13 protein-coding genes are annotated in these 24,097 nt (G+C 33.4%); 7 read left to right on the plus strand and 6 right to left on the minus strand.

All coding sequences use genetic code 11. The features are described 5' to 3' along the window. Nucleotides 1-3: 3 nt before the first annotated feature. From ACKTTV_RS11655 to ACKTTV_RS11680, 6 genes are all read right to left on the minus strand, one after another. Nucleotides 4-465 carry a RidA family protein gene (locus ACKTTV_RS11655; RefSeq protein WP_408031012.1) on the minus strand — a complete coding sequence of 154 codons (462 nt, stop codon included), beginning with the start codon at nt 463-465 and terminating at the stop codon, nt 4-6. Nucleotides 466-586: 121 nt separating this feature from the next. Beyond that, a complete protein-coding gene (locus ACKTTV_RS11660) occupies nt 587-1,474 on the minus strand; it encodes an alpha/beta hydrolase fold domain-containing protein (RefSeq protein ID WP_408031013.1) in 888 nt (295 codons plus the stop codon). A 201-nt stretch (nt 1,475-1,675) separates the two neighbouring features. Continuing rightward, on the minus strand, nt 1,676-4,405 hold the full coding sequence (locus tag ACKTTV_RS11665) for an alpha-amylase family glycosyl hydrolase (RefSeq protein WP_408031014.1): 2,730 nt from the start codon (nt 4,403-4,405) through the stop codon (nt 1,676-1,678). Nucleotides 4,406-4,475: 70 nt separating this feature from the next. Beyond that, entirely contained in the window at nt 4,476-5,831 is a 1,356-nt protein-coding gene (locus ACKTTV_RS11670; RefSeq protein WP_408031015.1) for a SusE domain-containing protein, read from the minus strand. Between the two features lie 16 nt (nt 5,832-5,847). After that, complete coding sequence (locus tag ACKTTV_RS11675) at nt 5,848-7,404, minus strand: RagB/SusD family nutrient uptake outer membrane protein (RefSeq protein ID WP_408031016.1); 1,557 nt, start codon at nt 7,402-7,404, stop codon at nt 5,848-5,850. A 12-nt stretch (nt 7,405-7,416) separates the two neighbouring features. Further along, complete coding sequence (locus ACKTTV_RS11680; protein ID WP_408031017.1) at nt 7,417-10,515, minus strand: SusC/RagA family TonB-linked outer membrane protein; 3,099 nt, start codon at nt 10,513-10,515, stop codon at nt 7,417-7,419. 197 nt (nt 10,516-10,712) lie between these two features. Here ACKTTV_RS11680 and ACKTTV_RS11685 point away from each other — a divergent pair, with 197 nt between their 5' ends. The 7 genes from ACKTTV_RS11685 to ACKTTV_RS11715 all read left to right on the plus strand — a co-directional run bounded on the left by ACKTTV_RS11685 (nt 10,713) and on the right by ACKTTV_RS11715 (nt 24,023). Then, the gene (locus tag ACKTTV_RS11685; RefSeq protein ID WP_408031018.1) at nt 10,713-11,741 is read left to right on the plus strand and encodes a LacI family DNA-binding transcriptional regulator; all 1,029 of its coding nucleotides are present in this window, start codon (nt 10,713-10,715) and stop codon (nt 11,739-11,741) included. Nucleotides 11,742-11,923: 182 nt separating this feature from the next. Next, a complete protein-coding gene (locus tag ACKTTV_RS11690) occupies nt 11,924-14,938 on the plus strand; it encodes a GEVED domain-containing protein (protein ID WP_408031019.1) in 3,015 nt (1,004 codons plus the stop codon). Between the two features lie 230 nt (nt 14,939-15,168). After that, nucleotides 15,169-16,548, plus strand: coding sequence for an MFS transporter (locus tag ACKTTV_RS11695; protein ID WP_408031020.1), 1,380 nt, complete (start codon nt 15,169-15,171; stop codon nt 16,546-16,548). Between the two features lie 69 nt (nt 16,549-16,617). Beyond that, the gene (gene pgmB / locus ACKTTV_RS11700) at nt 16,618-17,274 is read left to right on the plus strand and encodes a beta-phosphoglucomutase (RefSeq protein WP_408031021.1); all 657 of its coding nucleotides are present in this window, start codon (nt 16,618-16,620) and stop codon (nt 17,272-17,274) included. 93 nt (nt 17,275-17,367) lie between these two features. Then, on the plus strand, nt 17,368-19,674 hold the full coding sequence (locus tag ACKTTV_RS11705) for a glycoside hydrolase family 65 protein (protein ID WP_408031022.1): 2,307 nt from the start codon (nt 17,368-17,370) through the stop codon (nt 19,672-19,674). A 51-nt stretch (nt 19,675-19,725) separates the two neighbouring features. Further along, nucleotides 19,726-21,648 (plus strand): glycoside hydrolase family 13 protein, encoded by a 1,923-nt coding sequence (locus ACKTTV_RS11710; protein WP_408031023.1) that lies wholly within the window; start codon nt 19,726-19,728, stop codon nt 21,646-21,648. Next, the gene (locus tag ACKTTV_RS11715) at nt 21,648-24,023 is read left to right on the plus strand and encodes a glycoside hydrolase family 31 protein (protein WP_408031024.1); all 2,376 of its coding nucleotides are present in this window, start codon (nt 21,648-21,650) and stop codon (nt 24,021-24,023) included. The genes ACKTTV_RS11710 and ACKTTV_RS11715 overlap by 1 nt, the downstream gene beginning before the upstream one ends. The last annotated feature ends 74 nt before the right edge of the window (nt 24,024-24,097 follow it).

A 24,097-nucleotide genomic window follows, 5' to 3' on the forward strand; every position in this document is an offset into this window, starting at 1 on the left:
ATTTTATACTGTTTTTAAAGTGAAAGAGGCTGTAAGACCAACACTAAAGTTTCTTGGTAATTTATGAACTCCAAAAATAGCTCTTGAGTGTTTCCCTTTGTCTTCAAGTACTTTTAAGAAAAGATCAGAAGCGCCATTAACAACAATTGGAGAATCATCCCAGTTTTCTGAGGATTGAAAATAGGCATCAATATGATTTAATCCTTCAATTTTTTCTATTCCTATCTTATGATGTATTTGTGCAAGCACATTGAGAGCGGTTAATTGCATGGCTTTATATCCTTCTTCAGTAGATAATTCATCACCTAACCTGCCTTGGTATAAGTATTGTTCATTTAGAATGGGAAATTGAATAGCTATGTAAGCTATATTCCCTCTTATGTTCACTGATTCATAACTACCCCCAGGAGTAGATATTTCAGGAAGAGACAGTGAATATTCGTTTAGTTTATCTTTGATATTCATTAAATATTTAATTGAATTTAGTTTGTAAGAGAATAGCGCAAACCTAGTTCTTTAGAAGAATATGAGATTTAAAAAGTTTGTTAAAACTAATCTTCTATTTATTAAAAAATCTCGAATTAATTCAATCTTGATTTAATATATGAATAACTTTATTTAAAGCCATTTTGGCTTCTTTCATAATAGGCAATAAGGGCCAAACATGTGGCATTTTTTTTCCTTCGATTATTTCTAATTTAACATTAGCACTTATAAGCTTTTCAATGGCTAACTTTTGATCAGGATAAACAATGTCATATTCGGCTATAAATAGTGTAGTTAATGGAAAACCTTTGAAGCTACCATATAACGGAGAAATCATTGGGTTCTTTAAATCGATACCTTGAGCACATAACTTTTTTGAGCTCAGAACACCTTTTTTAGAAAGCATTACATCTCTGGTATCTAAAGCATCAATCTCTGGGTTTGTCATTGATGAATCCATTACAGGAGAGATTAAGATAATTTGATAGGGTAAAGGTTTCTTATTTAAAATTAAGCGTTGTGTTAGCGCCGTAGTTAGTGTTGCACCTACGGAATCACCTATTAAAACAATATTTTGATAGTTATATAACTCCAACGCCTTTTCATATATACTATCTATGTTTTTTGAAATAACTTTGATATTGTTTTCAGGTGCTTTTGGATAATTACATAACCAAATAGAATAATTTGTTTGTTTGTAAATAGTTTTTATGGAATCCCAATGATGTTTTGCTGGCCCAGAAATGAACGCTCCACCATGTATAAATAGTAATAATTTTTCAGAATTTTTCTTAGCAATCTCAGTGATTTCAGAATCTAAAACGGTAAATCGTGAGACATTTTCTGTTTTATAAAAATTACCCTTAGGATGAAAAATATCTTCTTTTCGAAGCTTTTTATGATCGATAGGATCTTTACTAAAAACATTTTTTATCCCTTTTAGTTTAAGAACGGTAATTGTTAAGTAGTAAGTTAAACTTGGCTTCATAGAATCTGTGTTTTATACATCTAAGATAATCAATGTATGGTTATTTGGAAAATTTTGAAGAATACTAAATACAATAAAAAATGGAGCCTCATATTTTTAATATGAGGCTCCAATACGGTTAGGTTAAATAATTAATTAACTGATTAGTTAAAATGTAAAATCTCAGACACCGGTTTTAATCTGGAGATTTAATTTCTGAAATTACTTCTTTATGAGCTTTTTTACAACTCTTTTTTTCTTTTTTAATTCTACTTCCACAATATATAGCCCCGAATTCAAATCATCTATGGAATAATTTTGATTACTAGTAAAATCTCCTTTAAACTCTTTAATAAGCTTTCCTGACAGTTCATAAATACGAACTTTAGAGGCTTCTTGGTTAAGTAAAAATTCATCCGAAGCTGGAGTAGGGTACAAAATAACAGAGTTAGAAGAAAAGCTAACATCTGGACCATTTGATAGCGGATTTTGGAAAGCGGTAGTACTATAAAGTCTATATTCTCCAGGTTGCAATGTAATTGGTTCAGTTGTATTGGTAACATTGATATTTGAATCTGTAAAAAACTCGTACCAAGTACCTGTACTTGCAAAGTTAGGATTGATATTTTTTTCAACGACATCGAAATTTCCAATAATAACAACATTATTCGAAGTATGGTTCAAGTTTATTCTTTTAGCGAGTCCAGAAACATCCATGGTAACATCTTCAGTAGAAAAAACGTCATGTTCTTTTCTTAATGCTATTAAAGTAGCCCATGTGTCATAAATGCTTTTTCTTTCTGTTACTGAATAGTATTCCCATTTAATTGGTTTTCTGCCTGTTCTTCCATTTTCGTCAATACTGATATCATATCCTAATTCACCAAACTGCCATATCATTTTCGGCCCTGGTATTGTAAAGAAGAATAAACCAGCCAATTCTTGTCTATTAAGTGCAGTGTTTAAGTTTTTAACACTGTAGTCTCCATTCGCATTCCCATATTGAAGATTCTTATACATTAATCGTTCTTCATCATGACTTTCCATATAGGTAATCAAATGAGGTGATGTAAAATCTCTGTTTTTATAATAGCCCCATGCAATGTCCGCATCACTATCATACCCCATAGTATTTTGATTGTAATTATGGGTCATTTTACCCCACAGCATCATCCCTGCATTAGCAAGTGCTTTTTCCTCTGAGTTGTCAGCTAAATGTTCTAAAATGACATAAAAGTCATTGCTATGTTCATTCCACACATAATTGGCATAATCGGTTAAACGATCAATTCGATCTTGATTATAAGCATTTCCCCATTGATCACCTGATGTAGGATAGAAGGTATTGGTAAAACCCTTGGTAAAATCAAATCGATAACCATCTATTTTGTATTCGTTAATCCAATAAGACATTACATCTTTAAAATACTGCTGTGTGTAAGTTGATTCATGATCAAAATCAAATCCGAATCTTAAAGCACCGTTTTCAAAATTATGATCGTTATTGTAGAAAGGATTATTAGTTGTAGTACCATTAGAAACATTGAAATCATACATTTCTAACAAAGGACATTGGCTGTAAGAATGATTAAAAACGACATCAACGATTACAGCTATTCCTTTTTGATGGCATTTATCAACAAGTTCTTTAAATTTATTTTTAGTTCCGTAAGCTTTATCTAAAGCAAAGAAATGAGATACATTATATCCCCAACTATCGTTCCCTTCAAATTCATTAATAGGCATTAACTCCAAAGCATTAATTCCTAAAGATTTTAAATAATCTAATTTATTGATAACAGATTGGAAACTATCGTCTTCGGAAAAATCACGAACTAATAATTCGTAAATAATTAGTTCTTCTTTAGCAGGTTTTGTAAATGAAGTGTTTTGCCATGTATAATCCGTTTCATTTATTTTAAATGTAGAAACAATTCCAGAAGCATTGCTCGGAAATTCTTTTAAATTAGGATAGTTAGAAGCTGATATGTATTGATCATTTGATTCATCTAATACTTTTTCAGCATATGGATCAGCGACCTTTTTTTCATAATCAATAAAATATTGATATGCATATTCTATGCTCTCATCAAGTCCATCCAAGGTTATCCAGAAATACTCACCATCTTTTTTCATTTGATAATCTTCATGCAGAGCCCAATTGTTAAATTCACCAATCAGAAATACATCAGACTTTTGAGGAGCCAATAGAACAAATGTTACGGTATTATCAGAATTAACTGTTACTCCATTTTTTACTCCATTAGGTCTAGTTTCGGTAACTGTAGGTGTTTTTACATACACATTGATCGTTGTTTCTTTCTGAGTGCTTCCGGTGCTTGCTGTAGCTTTTATTGTATGCTGTCCAGATGTTGAAAATGTATAGTTTTTACTAATAGACTTTACGTTCGTAGCAGTCTCGATAGAACTGTTGTTTACAAATAATTCCAAATCTGCATTCAATGTTGTTTCAGCCATAATATCGGTACTCGCGTTTAGATCAAAAACGGTATCTGCATTTGGAGCTGTAATTTGAATGTTTAGTTCATTTGAAAAAATAGTAATATGGTAATCTGGTCGTGTTTGTTGAGAGCCATCGGCAGACCGTGCGACTAGGTTAATCTCCGTAATTTCTTTAGAATTATCCACATTATAATAATCATAAACATTATTACTAATAGTTAATTCGTAAGTGTTATCTGCGGTCTTAGTAAATTTAGGTTGCGTACTGTTGTTTCCCCAACTACCAATTACATTTTGCCATTGAGATCCATCAACAGTAACTCCAGTATGAGCATAAATATCACCTGTATAATTTTCAAGTTCGGTTCCAGTCGTATTTAATGTGATTATTATTTCATCGCTTATAGTAGGAGTTCCTGGTGATGTTGTTATTTGAGCTTTTATTGAATAGCCAAACAGTACAAAAAAGAGTAGGAGTAGTTTTCTCACATGTATAGATTTAATTTTTTATTAAAAAATAAAGTCTGTGAAGTTTTATTTTCACAGACTTTAAAAATTATTATAACGAACTAATAGTATATGTTGGATTACTAGAATCTGATAAATCCATAGTAATTCTATACTTACCCGCTGTTGAAGATATATTGGCTCCTCCAGCTTCTAACGTACCATCATTCCCATCATCACCAAAGTTAGTTCCCCAATCTTCATTCAATCTGAATTTAATTTCACCATCTAGCAAAGTAACATTGTTGGCTACGTATATTCCTGGATTCACTTGAGTAAAGTTAAAATCAGGTCCATCATTTCCCCAGTCATTATAACCAGAACCTACAATTCCCCATACGTCAGCAGCTTCTATTGTATAAGTATTGTTGTTTAAATCGATAGTTACTTGATAAAAACCTGCGGTTGAAGTAATATTATCTCCACCTGATGCTAAATTACCGTCAGTTCCTCCAAAATTAGTTGTCCAATCGTTGTTCAATCTAAATTTAATTTCACCGTCCAACAATTTTACACCAACTTTAAAAGTATCCGTTGTGTAGTCGTAATGGAATTCAGCATCAGGTCCATCATTTCCCCAATCATTAAATCCAGAACCTACAATTCCCCATGAATAGGTTTCAATCGTATAGGTATTGTTGTTTAAATCTAACGTGATTTTATAATTACCGGCCGTAGAAACAATATTTGCACCACCAGCTTCAAGAGTACCATCGGCTCCATCGTCACCTAAATTATTTGCCCAATCATTATTTTCTCTAAACTTAATTTCTCCATCTAATAAAGTTACATATGCTACTAATACATTAGCTGTACTGGTGGTGTAAAAAGGTGCATCAGGTCCACCATTTCCCCAATCATTATATCCAGAACCAACAATTCCCCATGAAGAAATTTCGATTCCAGAACCTTGCGTAATTTCAGGTAATGTGATATTCATTGCCATGATATCAGAAACGCTTTCTGGTGCATCGGTTCCTCCATTACCAACAAAAGCTCTTACTCTAAAGTAAACAGTACCCATGTTTGGTTTATCATCAGTGGTCGGATCATTATCTAACCCAGCAGTTTCCGCAAGTGCCAATAATTTATCAACGGTTACACTCATATGTGTATCGTTGGTCGTTCCAAGAGATTCAAAAGAAGCGAAATCCTGAGTAATTGAAACTTGTAAATCGTAACTTACTTCCGTTGCAGTACCTTCAAAAACAACAGGGTTCCAAACGAAACGTTCTGCTATATTACCTGATGTTTGAGGTGTAATAATATATTCATTTAATAAGGTGTTGGTAAAAGCAACACTATCTTGCGGAGCTTGCACTGTAAACTCCAGATTATCATTGTCTTCGCAGGCAATAAAACCTAAAACGAAAACAAACGATACCATTAGTGAGATTATTTTTTTCATGATGTTTTCTTTTGTGTTAGTAACCAGGGTTTTGAGTTAAGTTCGGATTTGCTTCAAGAGCCGTTAAAGGAATTGGAAACAATTTATAAGTTGCTGGTATTGCTGTTCCATTGGCCGTATTTCCTTTCCAAGGCCATAAATAAGTTCCTCCTGTAAACATTCCGAAGCGGATTAAATCTGACCTTCTGTGTCCTTCAAGATTTAATTCTCTTGCTCTTTCATCGATAATGAAATCTAAAGTCAATTCCGACTGAGTAATTGTACTAGCATTGGCTCTATTGCGTACCATATTCACATACGATAATGCTGTAGACATATCTGCAGAACTGGCACCTCTTAAAGCACACTCTGCATATATCAAATAAGCATCTGCTAACCTAAATAGCGGAAAATCTGTATTTGCAAACTCTGTAGAAGTTGTTGAACCATTTACGTTTGTATTTCTAAACTTAATAGAAGGAAAACCATCAGTCCATTCTTTATAATCAGTCATATTAAATTCGTGACCATCTGTCCAGAATAACTTCGCTCTGTCATCAGCACATGCTATTAGAGCAGTTACATCGGTTAAACCTCCGCAGTATTTGCCATACCAACCAGAACTAGCTCTATGACCTCCCCAGCCACCTGTAGCGCCATAATCATCAAGGTTCATAGTGTCAGAAGATAAACTTCCGTTAATGATGTAAGTGGTGTTCCCATAACTTTGACTGTTAACAGCATCTGCTATTAATGGAAAGATAACTTCAGGAGAAGTATCATTATCTCCAGAAAAATTATGGACGAATTGAGGGGCTAAGGAGTATCCTCCTTCATCAATTACTTTTTTAATAAAAGTTCCAGCATCATTATATCTCGCTGTACCCGTATAAACTTCAGCATTCAGATATAACTTAGCTAGTAACATTTGAACCACAGCTTTGTTTGCTCTACCATAGCCATTTGAAGCAGCAATGGTCGGTTCTATTGCTAACAATTCCGATTCAACATAATTAAATAATTCTTCTCTTGTAGCCTGAGGTAATGGCTGAGAAGTTCCAATATTCTCTTCTGTAGCCAATACGCCATTTCCAAAAGCATCAATTAAATAATAGTAAGCAAGGGCTCTTAAGAAGCGCACTTCACTTATGATGTTTTCCTGATCATTTACTGTAACATTTCTCATTACAGATAACAGGTTGTTTGCCTGAGGAATGGTGTAATAAATTCTATTATATAGATAACGAAAGAATTTATTATTCTCATCCCAGTTAGAAGTGGTGGTTAACTGATCTAAACCATCATCACCCCATCTATTTTTCATTCCATCAGCAGTGAAATCTTGAAGGTTTACAATACCTCTTAAAAAAGGAGACTCTCCTGCGTCGTCATCAATATCCGAACTTCCTGGACCTTGTACACCCGATAAGGCATAAGAAGCGTAAAGTCTAGATAAAATCCCTGAAATAGCGTTTGGATCTTGTTTTAATAATTCTTCCAAGGTTAGCTCAACTTCAGGTTTTGTATCTAAATCACTTAAACAACTTGAAAACGTTGTCGCTGTGATCAATATAAGTATTAGAAATTTTTTCATGATTTATAAAAATTAAAAATCTACATTAACACCAATCGTATAAGTTCTTGGTCTTGGATAGAAATTATTGTCAATTGAATTAAAGTTCTCAGGATCTTGACCTGAGTAATTCGTAATGATAAAAGGGTTTGCTACAGAACCATATAATCGTACCATTCCATTTTTTATAAGCTGATCAAATCGATAACCTAAAACAATGTTCTCGCAACGTAAGAAAGAAGCATCTTCTAGATAATAATCAGAAAAGCGAACATTTCCATTTGTGTTAATGAAATTCACATCAGAAGCTCCATTATAGAAATCTAAAACATTAGTTAAACTATTTGAATTTATTGGTAACGCATTATCACGCCATCCATTGGTTAATTTCTTAGCATTGTATACTAAACCTCCAATTTGTCCTCTGAAATTTGAAGTTAAATCCCAGTTTTTATAGGTGAAATTTAAGCCAAAACCATAAGTCCAATTAGGACGAAGTGCTCTATAAAAACGATCGTCATTATTGATAATTCCATCACCATTTAAATCGGCATGTGCTCCCCAAATAGGATTTCCATTACTATCGTATAATTGTTTGAACACCCAGGCTGAATGTGCTTGCAAACCAACGGGCGAATAGGCCAAGTTAACACCAGTACCTACAGGTAATCCACCATCAGAGGAAACTATTCTAGTAACATCTTGCAAGCTTGTTATTTCGGTTTTATTGTAGGCGATGTTTGTATTAACATCGAATCTGAAATTATCGTTTTCATAAGGAGTAACATTTAATGCTAATTCAAAACCTTTACTTTCGGTTTCTCCTACGTTTTTAATAAAAGAACTTCCCAAACCTTGTCCTGGAGCTACAGGAACTCTAGCCAAAAGATCGGTTGTGTTTCTTTGGAAAATATCGAATGATCCAGAAAGAATATCATTAAAGAATCCAAAATCTAAACCTAAATTATAGGTAGTCGATTTTTCCCAAGTTAAGTTTTCATTAAAAGCAATAGCTGAATAAATATTAACACCATCTAAATATTGACTAGACGCATCTCCCTGAGAGAATAAAGGGATTGATGGATAAAAACCAACAGCACCTGTAATATCTTGTTGTCCTGTTTTACCCCATCCTAAACGTAGTTTTAAAGTATTTACAAAGTCCACATTCTTAAGGAAATCTTCTTCTTCAATTTTCCATGCCAGTGCAGCAGCAGGGAAGTAGCCCCAACGCTTTGATGGTCTAAATAAAGAAGAACCATCCGCTCTTAACGATAGGGTAAGTAAGTATTTGTCGTCAAAACTTAAATTAGCTCTACCAAAAAACGATTGTAGATTTAATTCATTAAAATATCTATTAGTTGGATTTTGCGGATTTGGTTGTAATTCTCGTAATCCTGTTTCTGTATTGTATCTAAAAATTTCTTTTGTACCCTCGTTTCTGAAATTTTGATAAGAATAACCTCCTTGAAGCTCAACTTTAGATAAGAACCCATCTAACTGTTTTGCATACACCAAATAAGCATCTAAAGTTGTATTTGTAATATTTTGATCTTCGGTATAGTTGACTCCTGGGTTAAAAACAGCACTCGTTTCTGGATTTGTGTCACTCGCATTGAATTGTCTGGTAGCAATGGCATTTTCAGTAAACTCCTCTTTTATTTCAGCTTTTGAAGTTTCCAACCCTAGGTTTAAAACACCTCTAAGCTCAGGTAAGAAAGGCATGGTATAATCTAATTCTATATTTCCTAAAAGCTTATAAACTTTTTCGGGTCTTGACCTTTGCATTAATAAAGCTACTGGGTTAAACTGACCATCTAGTAAAAGCTTTGTTGCTTGAGTAGGATCTTCATCGTTTAATCGAGTTGTTTGATAAAAACCACCAAAACCATTCGAGCTATTATCAAAAATAGGTTTTGTTGGGTCCATGTTTACAGCTCCTCCAAGTGCACCGCCTTCATCAATAGCATTTTTGTCGGCAAAAATACCTTTAGCGTTCACATCTACTTTTAAGCGGTCATTCAAAAACTTAGGAGTTAATCTAAGGGATAATGAATAACGTTCGTAATCATTGGTTTTAACGATACCTTCACTTTTTGTGTGGCCGAAAGAAAAATGAGCAGGAACTTTATCAAATAAAAAAGCTCTTGCACTGAAATTGTTGTTAGTTGAAACGGATGTTCTGTAAATGGCGTCTTGCCAATCAGTATCGAATAAAATTCGCCCTTCAACCTCTGGAGTACTTAAATTGTCAGTGGCTGTAGTTGTTGGATCATCGATTCCTAAAAGGTTCGTTTGAGTAGGATGGTAGGTTTGAATAAAACGAGTGAATTCACTTCCACTCATCACATCTAGAGTGCGACCTACAGTACCTATAGAAACATCACTCGAAAAGTTGAATTTGACACCACTATTAGTTCCTTTCTTTGTGGTAATCAAAATAACTCCATTAGAGGCTCTTGAACCATAAATAGCCGTTGCTGATGCATCTTTTAATATTGAGAAGTTTTCAATATCATTTGGATTAACTAATGTAAGTGGATTACTAACTCCCGCTGGATTTGTATTATCGATGGGAACACCATCAATAACTATTAGAGGTGAATTGTTAGCATTTAAGGATGCACCACCACGAATTCTAATATTTGGAGCGGCATCAGGTTGACCTCCAACTGAAGTGATTCGAACACCTGGTACTTTACCTTGTAGTAATTGTTCTGCACCAACTACTGGTGTTTTATTGAAATCTTTAGAACTAATTGAGGTAACAGAACCAGTTGCGTCTTTTTTTGTAGTAGTTCCATATCCGACAACAACTACTTCATCAAGTTGTTGTGAGTCTTCTTGAAGTTGAACTGTAATGGTAAAGTTTGTACCCACTGAATAGGTTTTTTCAATAAAACCAATAGCACTAAAAACAAGAACATCTCCAGTTTTAACATTTCCTAATTGAAAATTTCCGTCAAAATCTGAAGATGTTCCTCGTGTAGTTCCTTTAATAACTACATTAACTCCGGGAATCCCTTCACCCGTAGTTTTTTCTATAACCGTTCCCTTAAAATTCTGTTGAGCAGATAATTGAGAGGAGATCAGTGATAAAATTCCGAATATAACTATGTTTATATACTTCATTTTTTTAGGTTAAATACATATAAAATTGATCTAAGAATTATCAATAATTTTGGCTTCCACAGGGGTGAAGATAGAAAGAAAAATAGCTCGTCAGCTACCATGAATACTACGAAAACGATTTCGTGTTGATAAGTTTTTTAACCATATATTAACGGTTTAATAAAACTAACCAAAGAAAATTGTCATTTTTGTAAAATATGAAAACTAAAATTACTATTAAGATAATTGCTAAAGAGCTGGGAGTTGCAACTTCCACAGTATCAAAAGCTTTAAGAGATAGTTCTGAAATTAGTAAAGAAACTAAAGACAGGATAAAAGCATATGCCGATTACTATAATTATCGACCCAATAATTTAGCCTTACAGTTGAGAAATCAAAAAACAAAAGTTATTGGCATTATTTTACCGCAAATTGTACATCATTTTTTTTCAACGGTGATTAAAGGAATTGAAAAAGTAGCTTCAGAAAGAGGTTATAATATTATGGTTTGCTTTTCCAACGATCTAGAAAAAAAGGAAACGGAAACTATTGATGTATTAACTAATGGAAGTGTTGATGGCTTATTGGTTTCTATAGCAAAAGAAACCTTAGAAAAAGGAGAGTTTAAGCATTTTAACCGACTAATAGACAATGATATTCCATTGGTGTTGTTTGATCGAACACATGAATCTTTGAAATGCGATAAAGTTATAGTTGATGATGTTGGGGCAGGGCATAAGGCTACTAAATATTTATTAGACTCTGGTTGTAATAATATTGGTATTTTAACAACACCACGCCACGTAACTGTTGGACTAGATAGATTAAGAGGTTACGAAAAAGCACTAAAGGATAAGGGAAAAACAATTGATCAAAAGCTAATTGTTAGAGTAAATGAAGAATATGAAATAAAATCTCAAATAGAAAGCTTATTTGATCAACCTATTGACGCCATTTTTGCTGTAAATGAAATATATGCTGCTATTGCCATTAGGATAGCTAAAGAAAGAAAGCTAAACATTCCTGAAGACATTTCTGTAATTGGTTTTACCGATGGTTTGATTTCGGAATATGCTTCACCTTCAATAAGTACAGTTGCACAACATGGTTTTACCATGGGAGAGCAATCAGTTGAATTATTGATTGATCGAATTGAAGGAAAAAAAGAAAAAGAGGTGACTCAGACAAAAGTTATATCAAGTAATTTAAAAATTAGAGAGTCCAGTAAAAAAATTCAAAGTGAATAGGGTTATCAGATTTATTAGATGAAAGCCTTATCATTCTTAGATTTATTCTAAATAAAGGTTTCTTTTTTTGTGTGATATTTTGGTTTTAAAATTGAAAGTTTTAAAAATAAACAGGTAATATTCAGGTATTTATTTAAATTTTTATTAGTTTTCCACTTACTAACCAAAATACCCTTCTGAACATGAAAAAACAATTATCTATTGTTTTATTCTTGCTGTCAGCTATGCTTATGGCGCAAGAAACCAAGAACAAACCATTTTATCGAGGAAAAATTTCATCAGTTGAATATGTTTCTCCTATATCGAGCCGATCTGCCGATTTAGTTCCATTTAAGAACGTAAAAAAGGAAGCCAAGGATAAAAGATCTATGGGAAACATTATTATTTCCGGTAAGGACCCTCAAACTAAAGATGACTTTTTTAAGATAAACAGGCATCCTCAAGAACAAAGTGTACAAATGGCTAATGCAAGTTTAGTTTTTGATACTTATTCTTCGAATTCTCAACCAACTGATCCTTCCTTGGCTGTTGGTCCAAATCACGTCATGGTTGTATTCAATACAGGTTTTATGATTTATGACAAACAAGGAAACCAATTATTAGGAGAAACAGCTCCAAACCCTGCCATTTTCCCTTCTGGCGGATGTTGTGATTTAACTGTTTCTTATGATAACGCTGCTGACCGATGGGTGCTATCATTTTTAAATGGAGCCGGAGCGGGGGCTCAAATAGCGGTGTCGGATGGACCAAACCCATTAACTTCGGGTTGGTATATTTATAATGTTACTCAAATTAGAGATTATCAAAAATTATCTATTTGGAGTGATGGTTATTACATTACAGATAACACTACTAGTTCAAATAGAGTATGGGCCTTAGATAGGACTGCCATGCTTGCAGGAAATACCAATGCAGGAATCATAGGGTTTGACTTACCAAACATTAGAACTAGTGGATTCTATAGTCCTCAAGTATTAAATGTTACAGATAATAACTTACCTGCAACAGGTGGCGCTACAGTAGTGTATATGCAAGATAATGCTTGGACAGGTGTTTCAACAGATCATGTTAAAGTATGGACTATTGATGTAAACTGGAATAATACAGCGAGTTCAACAGTTTCTAACCCACAAGAAATTAACGTAACACCTTTTATTGGTGTGTTTGATGGTGGTAGTTTTTCTAATTTAGCCCAACCTAATGGAGGTCCTTCAATTGACGCATTGCAGGCCACTATTATGAATCAAGCTCAATTCAGAAAATTTAGCACCCATAATTCTGCTGTTTTCAATTTCGTAGTTGATACAGATGCTTCTTCAGGAAAATTAGCAGGTATTCGTTGGATGGAGTTTCGTCAAAATGGAGATAACCAACCTTGGTCATTGTATCAAGAAGGTACTTATAATGCACCAGATTCTAGACATGCATGGAATGCCAGTTTAGCAATGGATGCAAATGGAAATATAGGTATGGGATATTCATCTTTATCGAGTTCTTCAAGTTCAGCTACCACAAGAGTAAGTTCATATTTTACTGGTAGATTAGCTAGTGACCCTCTCGGAGCTATGACTGCAGTTGAGGGGTTAATTGCCAATGGAAACCAAAACATACCTGGAACGCGTTATGGAGATTATAGTAAAATAGATGTTGATCCTTCAAATAACAGCACATTTTGGTTTATTACTGAATACATGAATAATGGAAGAAAAGGTGTTGTTGGAACATTTGAAATGCAACCTGTAGGGCCACCAGATACAGAAGCTCCAACAAATCCTTCGAATTTAGCAGCATCAAATATAGGTGGAACGGGTGCAACTTTAAACTGGACAGCTTCTACTGATAATGTTGGTGTTGCAAGGTATTTAATTTCAATAGATGGTACTCAAGTAGGAACCTCTTCATCTACTTCTTTTAATGTTACGGGATTATCGCCTACAACGCAATATACTGCTTCTGTTGTTGCTCAAGATGCTGCAGGAAATACTTCTGGAAGTGCAACTACAACGTTTACCACAACTACAGCGCAAATTTCCTATTGTACTTCTAAAAGTAGTAATACAAATGATGAATACATTAGTAACGTAAAGTTAAATACAATAAACAATACTTCTGGTGCGCAATTCTATTCGGACTTTACAAGTATTTCTACGGATTTAAACGAAGGGCAGCAATATACGGTAACAGTTTCACCTACTTGGACAGGAACTGTTTATAACGAAGGTTATGCTGTTTGGATTGATTATAACAACAATGGGGTATTTACAGATAGTGGAGAGCTAGTTTGGTCAAAAGCCCCATCAAATGCGGCTACTAATAGTGGTACGTTTACAGTTCCTACAGGAACGGCTCAAAAAGCAGTTAGAATGAGAGTTTCTATGAAATACAATGCAATTCCTACTTCTTGTGAAAACTTTACATATGGAGAAGTTGAAGATTACACGGTTAACTTAAAAATTGGAAATGGTGGAGGAGATCCAAATCCTCCTACAGGATATTGTAATTCTAATGGAAATAATACCTCTGATGAGTATATTTCAAGATTCCAATTGGAAGGGATCGATAATACAACAGGTGCAGAAACTGGCGGATATGGCGATTACACGAATCTTTCTACTAACATAAGTGGAACACATACACTTACTGTAACTCCAACATGGACTGGTACAATTTATAGAGAAGGATATGCTGTATGGATTGACTATAATAGAGATGGTGATTTCTTAGATGCTGGAGAGCTCGTTTGGTCTAAAGCAGCGTCAACAGATGCAACAAATTCTGGAACATTTACGGTTCCAGCCTCTGCGCAGCCTGGATTAACAAGATTGCGTGTTTCTCTAAAGTATAATGCCATTCCTACTTCTTGTGAGTCTTTTACTTATGGAGAAGTTGAGGATTACCTAGTGAACATTAGTAAATCGGCTACTCCAGGTGAAGAATTAAAAACATTTACAGAAAACTCTTTAAATAGCATTAAATTATATCCTAGCCCAGCTAGTAATAATTTAACTATTGATGTTATAAATGGAGAGTTTGAACAAATGACTATTTATTCTATAACAGGTAGAATTGTGTATAGCTCAAAAGGAAAAGTAAACAACACATCCACTATTGATGTTTCTGATTTTGCAACAGGAAATTATTTTGTGAAGTTTATTTCAAATGGTAAAGCTGTAACGAAACGATTTATAAAGAAATAATTAATTTTCTAGTTATTTATAAAAGGTCATCAAATAGTTTTGATGGCCTTTTTTATGTTTTATAATTATGAATTTAAGCTGTAAATGGTATAAAATCTTCTTTTTTTGACAATAATTGATAAAAATTAATATATTAGCCCCACAGAAAACGACTTATCAATAATTTTCTTCCACACTTAAATTAGATAAGTCATAGCGCTTATCGTAGTATGAATTAATAATTACGATAAATGAATAAGCGTAAATTAAATTTCTGGGAAATCTGGAACATGAGTTTTGGTTTTCTTGGAATTCAGTTCGGTTTTGCCTTACAAGGAGGCTTTATGTCACGTATTTTTCAAACTCTTGGAGCAGGAAAAGAAGATATTCCATTGCTATGGATTGCTGCACCTTTAACTGGATTAATCGTTCAACCCATTATTGGTTATTTGAGTGATCGTACATGGAGTACTAAATGGGGGAGAAGGAAACCTTACTTTTTAATAGGAGCTATTTTAAGTTCACTAACCTTATTTTTTGTGCCGCATTCGCCTGCATTATGGGTTGCTGCCGGGTTCCTATGGATCTTAGATGCTTCAATTAATATTTCAATGGAGCCATTTAGAGCTTTAGTAGCCGATAAATTACCTGAGTCACAACGATCGTATGGTTTTGTGGTTCAAACGTTAATTATTGGTATTGGTACTTGGGTGGCTAGTAATTTACCTTGGTTTGTTTCTAAACTAGGTGTTAGCGATTCGGCAGCTTCAGGGGTAGTTCCAATGTCAGTAAAAATTGCCTTTGCTATTGGAGCTTTTGTCTTTTTGGTGAGCATTTTATATACAGTATTTACAACCTCTGAATATCCACCAGAAGATATGGAGGAGTTTGAAAGAGAAAAGTTGAAAAAAAACCAATTTATTCCTGATATCCTGAACAATATTGGGAATATGCCTATGACGATGAAAAAATTGGGAGTAATTCAGTTTTTTAGCTGGTTTGCTTTCTTTACCATGTGGAGTATGGCGAATCCTGCATTAACAGAACATGTATTTAAAACTCCAGCTCCAGAAGAAATTAATTATAATATGAGCTTGGAAGAAGACAAGCATGCATTTGACATAGCGAATACCGCTTTTCAAAAGTCATCGAATGCTGTTGGTTCTTATATGGGATTATATGGACTTTCTTCCATGGCTTTTGCACTTCTACTAGTACTGTATACTTCCCGAAAAAGAATTAATAGAAAGTATGTCCATATGATTTCTTTAATTCTTGGAGGAATAGGTTTTCTTATAATGAAATTCGTTCCATCTCCTGAATATTTAACCATATCATTTATTCTTATAGGAATTTCTTGGGGAAGTATCCTTTCGATGCCTTATGCGATGCTTTCAAGTTCAGTTGATCCAAAGAAAATGGGAGTTATTATGGGAATATTTAATATGTTCCTTGTTATTCCTCAGATTGTTGCAGCTCTTGGCGGTGTTAATTTTATTTCAGGTCTACTAGGAAGCCAAGCAATCAATGCCATGACTGTAGCAGGAGTAAGCCTAATTCTTGCTGGATTATGTAATTTTTTAATAACAAATAAAAATGCAATTAGCTATCAATCAAGTGATAATAGCTAAAATTCTAATAATCGATTTTAATATTTACTATATTAATCCATTAATAATGAATGATTTAATACAGAGTTAATGAATACAACTGGATTTATTTTTGATTTAGACGGTGTTATTGTTGATACCGCTAAATACCATTTTTTAGCTTGGAAAAACCTGGCGAATAGTTTGGGAATTGATTTTTCAAACGAGCAAAACGAACAGTTAAAAGGTGTAAGCCGTATAAGATCTTTGGAAAAAATATTAAGTTGGGGTAATAAAACAATATCGCAAGAGAAGTTTGATTCACTTTTACATGAAAAAAATGAGGAATACCTTCGATACATTGAAAACATGGATGAATCTGAGATTTTACCTGATGTACCAAGGGTATTGAATCTTTTATTAAATGGTAATTCTCCAATAGCTTTGGGATCTGCAAGTAAAAATGCTAGAGCCATTCTTAAAAAAGTAAATCTGATTGATAAATTCGATGCTATTGTCGACGGCAATGATGTAACCAAAGCAAAGCCAGACCCAGAAGTTTTTACAAATGCTGCAGAGAAAATAAAAATTATGCCGAACCAATGTGTGGTGTTTGAAGATTCCGTAGCAGGAATACAAGCAGCGAAAAAAGCAAATATGCTAGCCATTGGAATCGGTGAAAGCAATATTCTTTATGAAGCCGATTACGTTTTTAAAAGTTTTGAGGAAATCTCATCAGACTTCATCAACAAACTTATGAGCAATTAAAAAACATTGAGTATAAAATAAAAGCCTCACTATGTGAGCAATCTAACAAAAAAATAAGAGCTGAGCTCGAACAACTAAAGTAAAATCAATAAAATGAATCAAAATTATATCCTATCAAATGAATGGAGTATTATAGAAGAAGGATTTGATAAAAGTCGTGTAAAATCTTCAGAAAGCCTTTTTAGCATTGGTAATGGAGCCATGGGACAAAGAGCTAATTTTGAAGAAGACTATACAGGAGATACATTTCAAGGGAGTTATATCGCGGGAGTTTACTATCCTGATAAAACCAGAGTTGGATGGTGGAAAAATGGTTATCCTGAATATTTTGCAAAAGTCTTAAATGCACCTAATTGGATAGGTATTCATGTAAAGATTAATGATGAGGTGTTGGATTTAGCTTCGTGTAAAGAAGTTAAAAATTTCCGACGAGAATTAAATATGAAAGAAGGTTGGTTATTAAGAACCTTCGAGGCTGTTTTGCAAAACGGTGTTGAAATTTCGGTTTCTGCAAAACGCTTATTGAGTTTAGATATTGATGAAGTCGGAGCAATTGAGTATTCCATAATCCCATTGAGTGAGTCTGTGGCAATTGAATTTTCCCCATATTTAGATGCAGGCATTACAAATGAAGACAGTAACTGGGATGATAAATTTTGGGAAATACTTGATGTAACTTCAACAAATAATCAAGCTTATATTCATTCTCACACCATGAAAACAGAATTTCATGTGTGTACTTTTATGGAGTCTCAGCTCTTTTTAGAAAATGAAAAAATAAACATACCTACAACAGAGTTTGTTTCTAAAACCAAAGCTTTGCATACCTATAAGATAGAAGTTTCGAAAGATCAAAAAGCAACGTTGTATAAGTTTGCTGGATATACCGTTGATAGAAACCATAAAAAAGAAGAGCTTCTCCTGGCTGCAAAATCGGTGTTGGTAAAAGTGTTGACTTTAGGTTTTGAAGAATTACTAAAACTTCAAAAGAAAGCTTGGAGAAAAATATGGGATATGGCTGATATCACCATTGAAGGAGATGTACAAGCTCAGCAAGGAATTCGTTTTAACATTTTTCAATTAAATCAAACGTATTTAGGAACAGATGCACGGTTAAATATTGGACCAAAAGGGTTTACTGGAGAAAAATATGGAGGGAGTACCTATTGGGATACGGAAGCATATTGTTTGCCATTTTACATGGCTACTAAAGATCAAAATGTAGCGAAAAGTTTATTAGAGTACCGATATAATCATCTAGAAAAAGCCATTGAAAATGCTGAAAAATTAGGTTTTTCAAATGGAGCGGCACTATATCCAATGGTTACAATGAATGGAGAAGAGTGTCATAACGAATGGGAAATAACATTCCAAGAAATCCACAGAAACGCAGCGATTGCTTTCGCTATCTTTAATTACTATCGTTATACAGGCGATTATAGTTATATTCCTGAAAAAGGACTAGAAGTATTGATCGGAATAGCTCGTTTTTGGTATCAGAGAGCTACATATTCAACGGACAAGAATAAATATGTAATTCTTGGAGTAACAGGACCTAATGAATATGAAAATAACATAAACAATAATTGGTATACAAATTATTCTGCGCAATGGTGTATTAATTATACCATGGAGAACATAAAGAAAATTAAGAATGATTTCTCAGTGGATTATAATAGAATAATGGCTAAAGTAAGCCTTACAGATAACGAAATTTCAAAATGGAAAAGAATTGCCGATAATATGTATTTCCCATATTCACAAGAGCATAAAGTTTTTCTACAACAAGACGGTTTTCTGGATAAAGAACAGATAACAGTATCTGAATTGGATAAATCTCAAAGACCAATCAATCAAAAATGGAGTTGGGATCGTATTTTAAGGTCACCTTATATAAAACAGGCAGATGTATTACAAGGGTTTTATTTCTTTGAAGAGGACTTTACTCAAAGGGAGTTAGAACAACACTTTGATTTTTATGAGCCTTTTACTGTTCATGAAAGTTCATTATCTCCCTGTGTTCATAGCATTCAAGCAGCCAAGTTGAATAGGATGGAACAAGCCTATGAATTCTATTTAAGGACGTCACGTTTGGATTTAGATGATTATAATAAAGAAGTTGAAGAAGGACTTCATATTACTTCAATGGCAGGAACATGGATGAGTATTGTTGAAGGTTTTGGAGGAATGCGTGTTAAAAATAATACACTGAGTTTTGCTCCCAAGATACCGAAAGAATGGCAAGCTTTTTCTTTTAAAGTGAACTTTAGAAATCAAATATTAAAAGTAAACATCAGCCACGATAAAACAATTTTTGAACTAGGTAATGGAGAAGAGCTAAAGTTAATTGTCAACGAACAAGAAATCATGGTTACTCCGAATAATTTAACAGCGGTCTAAAATTAATATGGGGGAATTGTATCTACCCCATATAAAACATTAAATAAACAGATGAAAAAACTACTACCCATCATTATTGTATTTCTATTTTTTTCTTGTGTAAAAAAAAGTAAAAATGCTTCGATAGAATTAGAAGTAGCCAATACTTATTTGGAAAAAGTGGATCCGCCTAATTGGTGGGTAGGGTTTAATAATAATCGATTACAACTTCTTGTAAAAGAAGATAGGATTACTAACTATAAGGTAAGTATCGATTATCCTGGTGTTTATTTGAAACAAGTTCATACAGCAGATAGTCCCAATTATTTGTTTCTAGATTTAGATATAGCTAAAAATACCAAACCTGGTAAGTTTGACATCATATTTAAAAATGACAGTATTACAAAGAAACATACTTATGAGCTTAAACGTAGATCATTTGATTCTAATAAATTAATTGGTTTCGATAGTTCAGATGCAATTTACTTAATAACACCCGATCGTTTTGTAAATGGAGATGATACCAATGATATTATAAAGGAATTAAAAGAAAAACAGATAGATAGGAGTCATAACTATAAGCGACATGGTGGTGATATTAAAGGTATTATTGAACATTTAGATTATATAGAAAAACTTGGGTTTACAAGTATTTGGCCAACACCTTTATTGATAAACGATATGCCAGAAAGTTCATATCATGGATACGCTATTACAGATTATTATGAAGTTGACCCTAGATTTGGTTCTTTAATAGACTATAAAAAATTGTCGTTTGAGCTTCGCCGTAGAAAAATGAAGTTAATAATGGATCAAGTTGTAAACCATTGCGGATTAAATCATTGGTGGATGCTAGATCTACCTTTTAAAAATTGGATTAATCATCAGGAAAATTATGAGAATAATAAATCTAATTGGAATTGGGAAACAGTTATTACTTCAAATCATAGGAGAACTACCAATCAAGATCCGTATGCATCTGAAAAAGATAAAAGCTTAAACGTTGATGGTTGGTTTGTGCCTCAAATGCCAGATTTGAATCAACGTAATCCATACATGGCAACTTATTTAATACAAAATAGTATTTGGTGGATTGAAACTTTACAACTCGGAGGGATTCGTCAAGATACTTATCCTTATCCAGATAAAGAATTTATGTCAAATTGGGCAAAAGCTATTACTACCGAATATCCTAATTTCACGATTGTAGGTGAAGAGTGGAGTTACAATCCTCTATTAATTGGTTATTGGCAACAAGGTGCTAAAAATAAAGACCAATATGAATCGAACTTAAAGTCTACAATGGATTTTGCTATGCAAAAGAATATCGTAAATGCATTAAATGAAGAAGAAAGTTGGGACAAAGGCTTGATAAAAATGTACGAAGGGTTAGCGAATGATTTTCATTATGCGGAGCCAAGAGATATTATGATATTTCCTGACAATCATGATATGAGTAGAATTTTTACTCAATTAAAAGGGGATGTTGTAAATACAAAAATGGCATTGAGTTATATGCTTGTATTACCTAGAATTCCTCAAATTTATTACGGTACGGAAATATTAATGAACGATTTCGAAAAGCCAGGAGACCATGGTTTAATTCGTTCTGATTTTCCAGGAGGTTGGAAAGAAGATACAATTAATGCCTTCATAAAAAAAGGGTTAACACCTGAACAAATTGATATGCAAATATTTTTAAGTAAAATATTGAATTATCGAAAACAAAGTAAAGCAATTCAAGAAGGAAAAACCATACATTTTGCTCCGTTTGATGGGGTGTATGTATTATTTAGAACATACAATAATGAAGTTGTAGTTCATATCATTAACAAGAATAAAACAGCCGTTACCATAGATTTAAATCGTTTTGCTGAAATGAATTTAAAAGGTAGAATATTTAAAAATGTAATATCTGGTGAACGTTTTATATGGAATGAAACTATGGAACTTAAGGGAAAAGGGAGCTTACTGTTAACATCAATAAAAGAATAATGAAAAGACTTCATATTTTAATTTTTTTTCTGTGTTTCAACATATATGGTCAAAATACCAGCAGAGTTTTTAATAATATTATTGAAGAAAAAAAAGGGGTGCTTCGATTGAAAATGAACGATGGTGAATATCGATTACAGTTTTATTTGCCTGATGTTGTAGAAACTTCCTTTATTCCTGACGGGGAGAAGTATTCTAAAAAATCTCATGCGGTGATTCTAAAACCTCAAAAGGTTATAACGAAGTTTAAAGAAACAGATAAAGCCATTTACTTTGCATCAAAAAAACTAAAGGTAGTTATACAAAAGTTTCCTTTTAAAATTTCTTATTTCTATGGTAAAAAAGAATTGATTTCAGAAAAAAGAGGATATGTTAAAACCGAGAAGTATGAAACTATTGAATTAAACTTAGAAAAAGAAGAAGTTTTATATGGAGGAGGAGCAAGAGCTCTTGAAATGAATAGGAGAGGATACCGATTAGAATTATATAATAAAGCGCATTATGGGTATGAGACTCATTCAGAGTTAATGAATTATACAATGCCAGTTGTTTTGTCTTCGAAAAGGTATATGGTTCATTTTGATAATGCTCCTATTGGATTTTTAGATTTAGATAGTAAAAAGAATAATACACTCACATACGAAACTATTTCTGGGAGAAAAACGTATCAAATAATAGCTGGGCAATCGTGGTACGATGTTCTTGATAATTATACAGAACTAACAGGAAGACAACCAATGATTCCAAGATGGGCTTTAGGAAATTTTTCCAGTAGATTTGGTTATCATTCTCAAAAAGAAGTTGAAAATACAATTCAAAAATTTAAGGAGGATAATATTCCAGTAGACGCTGTTATTTTAGACCTGTTTTGGTTTGGAAAAGATATAAAAGGAACTATGGGGAATTTAGAACCTTATAAAGATTCTTTTCCTGATTTTAATGGGATGGTAGTTGGTTTGAAAGAAAAAAATATTAAAACGATTGCCATTACCGAACCTTATATTTTAACGACTTCTAAACGATGGAAAGAAGCCGTTCAAGAAGATATTCTGGCAAAGACGAAGGAAGGAAAACTAGCTACCTATGATTTCTATTTTGGAAACACAGGAATTATTGATGTTTACAGTCAAAAAGGAAAAGCTTGGTTTTGGGATATTTATAAAGGTCTTGTCGACATTGGAATAGCTGGTGTTTGGGGGGATTTAGGAGAACCCGAAGTACATCCTGATTGGGTACAGCATGAAACTGGATCGGCTAATGAAGTTCATAACATTTATGGACATGATTGGGCAAAGCTTATTGCAAAAGGATATGAGAAGTACTTTCCAGAAACAAGACCGTTTGTTTTGATGCGAGCTGGATATTCAGGATCTCAGCGTTTTGGTTTAATTCCATGGTCGGGTGATGTAAATAGAACCTGGGGAGGATTCAAAAGACAACCTGAAATCGCATTACAAATGGGAATGCAAGGATTGGGATATATGCATTCGGATTTAGGAGGTTTTGCTGGGGATAATTTGGATGATGAACTTTATGTACGATGGTTACAATATGGGGTTTTTCAACCAATATACCGTCCTCATGCACAAGAACAAGTACCCTCAGAGCCCGTTTTTAGATCGGAGAAAGCCAAGGAGAGAGCTAAAATAGCTATTGAATTACGCTATAAATTGTTGCCTTATAACTATCATTTGGTTTATGAGAATAATAGTAAAGGAACTCCTTTAATGAGACCTCTTTTTTTCGATTTTCAATCACCTAAAACAGAAAAATTAGGGACTACCTATTTATGGGGAAATGATTTCTTAATCAGTCCACAACTAGATAAAGATGTTAAAAAACATTCAATTTTTATTCCTAAAGCAACTGTTTGGTTTGATTTCTATTCTGATAAAAGAATTGTAGGGGAAGGGGAGGAAATGGAAATACCCAAAAGAGAAAATAGTATTCCTACTTTGGTTCGAGCGGGGAGTTTTATTCCCATGACAAGGGATATTCAAAATACAGAAGCGTATAATGCCAATGAATTAACAATTCACTATTATCATGATGATACGATTCAATCGAGTAATAGATATTTATACAATGATGATGGTAAAACAGCAAATGCTTTGGAAAAAGGAATGTTCGAACTAGTAAAATTCTCAAGTAATTTTAATGGGAAGTCATTGAAAATTCAATTGAATACTGAGTTAGGGAATAATTATAAAGCACAAGAGAAACAATATAAATTGGTAATTCATAATGTGAAAAAAGAAGTGAAGAAGGTTTTAATAAATGGAAAATTAGTAACCCCAATTAAGAAAGTAAATAATATCGAGATTCCTGTTACATGGAATACAAAAAAGAAACAGATCATCAAGCTTAAGTTTTAATTTGCTAAGTGAGATTAAAACGAACTGGAATTTACCTGGAAATTTTGGAATAAATTTCCTTTGAATGTTTCATA

It is taken from the genome of Tenacibaculum xiamenense (assembly GCF_964513065.1).
Lineage (GTDB): Bacteria > Bacteroidota > Bacteroidia > Flavobacteriales > Flavobacteriaceae > Polaribacter > Polaribacter xiamenense.

Coding starts and splice junctions, on each gene's coding strand:
- ACKTTV_RS11655 (WP_408031012.1), bottom strand. CDS start 465: ATGAATATCAAAGATAAACTAAACGAATATTCACTGTCTCTTCCTGAA.
- ACKTTV_RS11660 (WP_408031013.1), bottom strand. CDS start 1,474: ATGAAGCCAAGTTTAACTTACTACTTAACAATTACCGTTCTTAAACTA.
- ACKTTV_RS11670 (WP_408031015.1), bottom strand. CDS start 5,831: ATGAAAAAAATAATCTCACTAATGGTATCGTTTGTTTTCGTTTTAGGT.
- ACKTTV_RS11675 (WP_408031016.1), bottom strand. CDS start 7,404: ATGAAAAAATTTCTAATACTTATATTGATCACAGCGACAACGTTTTCA.
- ACKTTV_RS11680 (WP_408031017.1), bottom strand. CDS start 10,515: ATGAAGTATATAAACATAGTTATATTCGGAATTTTATCACTGATCTCC.
- ACKTTV_RS11685 (WP_408031018.1), top strand. CDS start 10,713: ATGAAAACTAAAATTACTATTAAGATAATTGCTAAAGAGCTGGGAGTT.
- ACKTTV_RS11690 (WP_408031019.1), top strand. CDS start 11,924: ATGAAAAAACAATTATCTATTGTTTTATTCTTGCTGTCAGCTATGCTT.
- ACKTTV_RS11695 (WP_408031020.1), top strand. CDS start 15,169: ATGAATAAGCGTAAATTAAATTTCTGGGAAATCTGGAACATGAGTTTT.
- pgmB (WP_408031021.1), top strand. CDS start 16,618: ATGAATACAACTGGATTTATTTTTGATTTAGACGGTGTTATTGTTGAT.
- ACKTTV_RS11705 (WP_408031022.1), top strand. CDS start 17,368: ATGAATCAAAATTATATCCTATCAAATGAATGGAGTATTATAGAAGAA.
- ACKTTV_RS11710 (WP_408031023.1), top strand. CDS start 19,726: ATGAAAAAACTACTACCCATCATTATTGTATTTCTATTTTTTTCTTGT.
- ACKTTV_RS11715 (WP_408031024.1), top strand. CDS start 21,648: ATGAAAAGACTTCATATTTTAATTTTTTTTCTGTGTTTCAACATATAT.